The sequence below is a fragment of the Alicyclobacillus sp. CIJ1 genome, from assembly GCF_057538885.1.
This window is the reverse complement of record NZ_BAAJPH010000106.1, coordinates 1-5614: the sequence shown is the minus strand read 5'-3', so window position 1 is coordinate 5614 and position 5614 is coordinate 1. Positions and strand designations below refer to the sequence as shown.

General features: G+C 59.7%; 11 protein-coding genes and 1 pseudogene. All 12 read left to right on the top strand.

Annotation, left to right across the window (positions count from 1 at the left end; translation table 11 throughout):
• A pseudogene (locus AC27E8_RS08650) lies at positions 1-530 on the top strand (DEAD/DEAH box helicase); the annotation flags it as partial.
• Between the two features lie 30 nt (positions 531-560).
• Positions 561-1091, top strand: coding sequence for a sigma-70 family RNA polymerase sigma factor (locus AC27E8_RS08645; protein ID WP_487097498.1), 531 nt, complete (start codon positions 561-563; stop codon positions 1089-1091).
• Positions 1092-1096: 5 nt separating this feature from the next.
• Positions 1097-1273, top strand: coding sequence for a hypothetical protein (locus tag AC27E8_RS08640; protein WP_487097500.1), 177 nt, complete (start codon positions 1097-1099; stop codon positions 1271-1273).
• Positions 1274-1304: 31 nt separating this feature from the next.
• Complete coding sequence (locus AC27E8_RS08635) at positions 1305-1835, top strand: sigma-70 family RNA polymerase sigma factor (protein ID WP_487097502.1); 531 nt, start codon at positions 1305-1307, stop codon at positions 1833-1835.
• 115 nt (positions 1836-1950) lie between these two features.
• Positions 1951-2139, top strand: a complete 189-nt coding sequence (locus AC27E8_RS08630; RefSeq protein WP_487097503.1) for a hypothetical protein — start codon at positions 1951-1953, stop codon at positions 2137-2139.
• Entirely contained in the window at positions 2130-2447 is a 318-nt protein-coding gene (locus AC27E8_RS08625) for a DUF4406 domain-containing protein (RefSeq protein ID WP_487097505.1), read from the top strand. The genes AC27E8_RS08630 and AC27E8_RS08625 overlap by 10 nt, the downstream gene beginning before the upstream one ends.
• A gap of 49 nt (positions 2448-2496) precedes the next feature.
• Positions 2497-2799 (top strand): hypothetical protein, encoded by a 303-nt coding sequence (locus AC27E8_RS08620; RefSeq protein WP_487097506.1) that lies wholly within the window; start codon positions 2497-2499, stop codon positions 2797-2799.
• On the top strand, positions 2787-3899 hold the full coding sequence (dnaN, locus tag AC27E8_RS08615; RefSeq protein ID WP_487097508.1) for a DNA polymerase III subunit beta: 1113 nt from the start codon (positions 2787-2789) through the stop codon (positions 3897-3899). Before AC27E8_RS08620 ends, dnaN begins: the two co-directional genes overlap by 13 nt.
• A 262-nt stretch (positions 3900-4161) precedes the next feature.
• Positions 4162-4662: a hypothetical protein gene (locus tag AC27E8_RS08610; RefSeq protein ID WP_487097510.1), complete on the top strand. Its 501-nt coding sequence runs from the start codon at positions 4162-4164 to the stop codon at positions 4660-4662.
• Positions 4653-4850 (top strand): hypothetical protein, encoded by a 198-nt coding sequence (locus tag AC27E8_RS08605; protein ID WP_487097512.1) that lies wholly within the window; start codon positions 4653-4655, stop codon positions 4848-4850. The genes AC27E8_RS08610 and AC27E8_RS08605 overlap by 10 nt, the downstream gene beginning before the upstream one ends.
• Before the next feature lies 1 nt (position 4851).
• Positions 4852-5076 (top strand): hypothetical protein, encoded by a 225-nt coding sequence (locus tag AC27E8_RS08600; protein ID WP_487097514.1) that lies wholly within the window; start codon positions 4852-4854, stop codon positions 5074-5076.
• A complete protein-coding gene (locus AC27E8_RS08595; protein ID WP_487097516.1) occupies positions 5073-5342 on the top strand; it encodes a hypothetical protein in 270 nt (89 codons plus the stop codon). The genes AC27E8_RS08600 and AC27E8_RS08595 overlap by 4 nt, the downstream gene beginning before the upstream one ends.
• Positions 5343-5614: the final 272 nt, after the last annotated feature.

The window sequence follows — 5614 nt, the reverse complement described above, 5'->3', positions numbered from 1 at the left end:
TCGAGCAGACGCAGGTCGGCTGGTACGTGGCCTACGGGCGATTCAGTACAGAGGAGCCGGGCGCGAAGCCCGAGATGCACCGCGTGTACTTCGGGCCGGACTCGGAGATGGCCTGGGGCGCGGCGGCGACGTACGCGCAGATTGGTCTCTCGCGGAGCGCCGTGGGGGCCGAGGAGGAGTGGATGGACCTGCCGCCGACGGAGAAGCAGTTGGCGGCGCTGGAGCGCCGAGGCCTGCAAGCGCCGCAGACGCGGTGGGAGGCGGCGGAGCTCCTGACGAAGCCAACGCCGAGGCAGGCAGACTTGCTCCAGCGGATCTTCAAGGCGAACAACATCCCATACGCGCTGTTGCCCGAGACGATGGATGAAGCGAACGCGCTGCTCAATGCGGTGCTCGGGCAACGGCTGGAGCGACAGGAGTTTCTGGTGCGGTACGCGATGGTGTTGCCGCATAGGTGGGAGATCTTCCGGGACGTGGTGCAGAGGCATGAGGAGTCTAAAGCGGCGGCAGAGGCGATCGGTGTTGTATGACGGGACACCCAATCTTAGGGGGGTGTTCCCATGAACGAGGCGCAAGAGAGGTTGGTTGTCGAGAATCAAGGGCTGGTGTATTACGTCGCACATCGCTTTCGCCGTCGTGCCGAAGCGGTCGGGATTGAGTTCGACGACCTGGTTGCGACGGGGATGCTCGGGCTGTGCAAGGCGGCGCGGGTGTATGACCCATCGCGAGCGAAGTTTTCGACGGTTGCTGTTGTGTACATTCAGCACGAGATGATGAAGTTGGTTGATCGCGCGCGTCGGAGACCAAAGACCGTCCCTTTGGTTGTGCCGTGGGACCAAGATGAGTCGGATAGTGGTCACTCAGAAAGCGCATGGCTTCGATGTGAAGCGGACCTAAGCGACGTGGAGTGGCGAGATTTTGTTTCGCGACTCACGGAACGAGAACGAACACTGCTAATGCTAGCCGCATCTGGACGTACACAAAGAGAGATTGCCCAACGGCTGGGGCTTTCTCAGGCCCATGTCAGCAGGCTACTGAAAGGACTTCATCGACGCTGGTCTCACCAATTACTTCATGCGGAGGGTGGATAAAAGCAATGCAAGCAAACGACACGGTCTGGGTGGTCGCACAGTGGTGGCCGGGTGAAGTGGATGTGCCGCCACTCATCGAGGTGTACAAGGATCCGGAATACGCTGCGGAAGAGGCGAGGATCAAACAAGCCGACGATCCCCACTCAGAAGTTGGGCTCTTCATGACATGGGTCAAAGAGTGAGGCTGTAGAAGGCAGCGGTGAGGCAATGGTGATGAGGATGAACGACGCTCAACGCGAACTCGCGGCAAGAAACATCGGGTTGGTCTACCACATTGCTCGTCGTTATCGCTACCGCGCCGAACGGGTGGGAATCGAATTCGACGATCTCGTAGCAGCGGGGTTGCTGGCGTTGTGCAGGGCGGCGTTGTTCTATCGCGTTGGAGTCGGAAAATTCGCTGGATTTGCTGCGCTGGTGATCGCACGTGAGATGCAGAAACTGATTGTGTGTGCGGTGAGGCGTCCATTGCAACGGTCGATCCTGCTGGAGTTTGAAGACGAAGACGAAGGCGAAAAGCAAGTGGAGAGTCGGGATCTTCGGCAGGAGGTTGACTGGAGCGAACTTGAGGTTCGTGAGTTCATGGCGGAATTGACGCCGCGAGACCGCGCGATTGTCGGGTGGACTGTCGCGGGGTATTCGCAGGCCGAGATCGGGCGCAGGTTGGGCGTAACCCAGCCTTCGGTGTGCCGGGCGTTGAGGCGGGCGCGGGGAAGATGGATTGCCTTGCAGACGGTGAGCGGTTGACGAGAACAGCGACAACCTTAAGATGCTCGATTCATCTGTCGTAGCGCTGGATTCCATGCTCATCGTTTTGGAGTTAATAAACATCTCAACAGTTCTGATAAGGAAGGATGATGCGATGGAGATCTTGATTCAGAAAGACTACTTGGACGCACTCGTCAACATCGCCTGCGAAGCGGATGAGTTGATTGTCGAACTCGAGGATTACGACCCGCGGGCGGGTCAAGCACTAAGGGCGCGGTTTGCACGGTGGTTTGAGGTCATTGACCGATACGCAGAGGAGGGGCGGCAAAACGCGTGGCACTGAAAGACCTGGAGCGGGACGGGCGTTGGTACTTAGCCGGCCCCATGTCCGGCTACCCGGATTTCAATCGCCCGACGTTTCGCGAGGCGGCGGCGAGGCTTAGGTCGCAGGGCTTCGTGGTGGTCAATCCGGCGGAGATCCCAGGTGACGAGGACTGGGAGTGGGATGACTGGATGCGTGCGGCGCTGCACTGCCTGCTCGGCTGCCACGCCGTGGTGTTCCTGCCGGGCTGGGAGTCCTCGCGAGGGGCAGTTGGAACGGGCGATCGCGGAGGCCTTGGGGATGCCGATGTTCGAGTACCGCAACGGTGAGATCACGCCGCTTGTCGTGCAAACCACGCATAGGTGAGGAGGGGATTTGATGATTGAATTCGCGGTCTGGGAGCAAGGACGAGTGCGTATCAAGCGCGGCATGTGTCTGGGAATTGTGGAAGAAGGCGAGTATCCGCCGGTGTACGAGAAGCGAGTGGCGCAAATGACCTACGATCCGCATCACCCATGTGACGAGACAAGGCTGATTATGGCGGTTCCCAAGCACTGCAAAGCCACGATCGTCAACACGGTGTACCTCGTTCTTCCTGAGGCGATCGCGCCGTGGGATCGTGGCAAGCTGCGTGAGTTGCTGATGGGGGCGAAGGAGGGCGAGACACCATGCGCTGTCTAATTGAGCAACAGGTGCTGGAGCCCGCGCTGAGCGCACTCGCACGGATTGCGCAGACACGCGCGCCCGCGGCGGTGTTGCAGGGCGTGCTCATGGAGGCGGAACGCGGTCAGGTGACGTTGAGTGCCTACGACTACGACGTCGCGCTACGCATGACCGTCGAGGCGTCGGTGGTGGATCCGGGTGGCGTCGTGCTTCCGGCGAAATTGTTCGCGGAGTTGGTCAGGAGATTACCCAAGGGAACCGTGGACATCGCGACGATTGCGCCGCACCACTTGAGCGCGTCGATTGACGTTGGGGCAACGCACGCCGAGCTGCACGGCTTCGATCCGGAGGAGTTTCCCGAGTTGCCAGACATGAAGGGCATCGAGCCTGTGGAGATCTCGGCAAAAACGCTGGTGGAAGCCATCCAAAGTGTTGGATACGCCGCGGCGAAACAAGATGCGTCGCGACCGATCCTGGAGGGTGTCTACGTAGGCTACGAGGACGGCAAGCTGATTTGGATGGCCACGGACGGGCTGAGGTTGGCGAAAGTGTCGCAAACGGTCGATCGGGAGATGTCGATTCGCTGTACGATCCCGCGGCGCGCGCTCGCGGAGCTCACGAGGCTTCTGGATGCGGACGACGACGCGACCCTGCAAGTCTACCAGTCGGCGAGTTACGTGATGTTTGAGTGGGACGGAGTGAAACTCTTTGGGCGACTGTACCAGGGCGAGTATCCGGACACGTCGCGGGTGATGCCGCGGGAGTTCGCAGCATCGTGCAGGGTGGAGCGGAAACGGTTGGAGGAAGCCGTTGAGCGCGTGACGATCCTGGCGGAGAACGAGCGACATACGGTCTCGCTGTACGCCAAGGATGGCGTGCTGGAACTGACGTCGAGGTCTGCGGAGCGCGGGCGCGCGCGTGAAGAGGTGCCGTTGGTTGAGTTCGCGGGAGAAGAAACCAAAGTCTCGCTGAATGCGCGGTACGTGCTGGAGATGTTGGAAGCGGTGGAGTCAAGCAGAGTCGTGCGGATGCAGGTGGCGCAGGGTAGGAACTCGGTGCTCTTTACAGACGAAAACGAAAACTTGCATCTGATCTCCGCGATCCTGACGCGCGACTGATTTGCCCTGCAAACCACGCATGAGCAAGAGGTGGTGATCATGCTTGATCGAGTTGTTGGACGACGATCCCCGGCGTGGGAGGCAAGCGAGGTCTACGGAGTCTACCAAACGGCGCTGTTTGAGGCTGTTGAACGCCTTCGCTCCGCTGAGGTGGCTTACGATTACGCCGACGATCCTGCTGAACCTTTGGCGTTTGCGAATCTGCAAAAGGCGCGAGCAGAGGTTTCAACGATCTTACGTGAAGCAAGGGAGGCATGGCGGGGTGGACACGACGTGGGACGTGCCGATGGTTGAGGTGTACAACCGATTGACCATGATTTGCGAGTGCTATGACCGATTCTTGCGGGAACTCCAGTCGAACTGGGCGCAGTGCGAGACGAGCAACAATGCGGCGCTTCGAACCCGTGCGCGAGTGTACCGGGACGTGTTCGATCATCTCTTGGATCTCTATCAGGATCTGATTGAGACACGGATGATGGCTAAGACATGGTCGGATAGCGTTCAAATGCGCGCGGTGTTTGGAGACCATGTGGTGCTGATTCCGGCGGATCGGTACAAGGCGCTAGTCGATCTGTACGCTGCTGTGAAACGTCGTGCAGACGCCGCGGAAGCCATGCGACACACATACGACGATTTGGGCCGTGACTTGTTGACCGAACAGATGCGGATGGCGCTCGACGATGAGAAGCGGGTGCTCAAGACCCTGGCACAACAGGAGAAGGAACTTGAACGAGAACTGGAGGAAACAACTGCATGCGGATGAGCGTGCGAGCAGCGGAAGTCCAGGTGATCGCCGAAGACTCGGGAATTCGTGTGATGATGCAGGACGAGCACGGAGCGCTGGAACTCGTGTTGGACGAATCTACGGCGCGCAAACTGCGCGATGGGCTGGGTTTGGTGTTGAGACCAGGAGACGGGCCCCGGAGCGGCGGGCCGTTGGTGGTGAGTTGACGTGCCATCGAGCCGATGGGACACGAATCTGTTTGGTAGCGTCGAGGTGGTCGGGGATCCCTATGCGGGCGCCTTTCTCGCTGTGCATGTCTCCGACGGGACAGGCCGCGGCGTTCGTCAGTTGTTCTGTCGCATTGAGTCTGTCGACCGAGCAGGGCAGTGGTTGGAGTTGTCGATTCCGCAAGCCTTGTTCGCTTGGGTGAGGGAGGCGGACGATGAGCCATGAGCAAGCTCTGGTACATCACAGACGGCGAGAATTACGGTTACGTCGTCGCGGCAACTCCGCTCGAGGCGTTGCAAACGGCGATCGGGACCATCGTCGACGAGGGGTTCGAATGGCCTCTGTGTGAGGAGATCGTGATCCGGTTGGTGCCGAGCGGGGATCTCGTCACGCTGCTGGACGACACGGAGGAGTCGGTCACCAAGCGCGCAGAGGATTGGGTGCGGGAACAGGCCGCGGTGCCGTGTGTGATTGGGGTGGGGGAGATCTAGAAAAGTAACCCTACGCTTAATCGATGCCTGGTCGTCAACTCCCCTCTTCAGCAGAGAGGAGTCGCTGCCGTGTACTCTCAACACCTGGAACAATGTAGAACAGGAGGTTGAAATATGAATCTAGCCGACCTGGACGAGAAGTACATGCGGGTAGAACCAGCCCGGGGCGGCGGATACGAGCCGTTGCCAGATGGCAAGTACCTTTGCCGCTTGGAGCGAGCGGAAGTCCGCAAGAACAAGGGCAACGACGGGAAGCACTTGTTCTTGGTGCT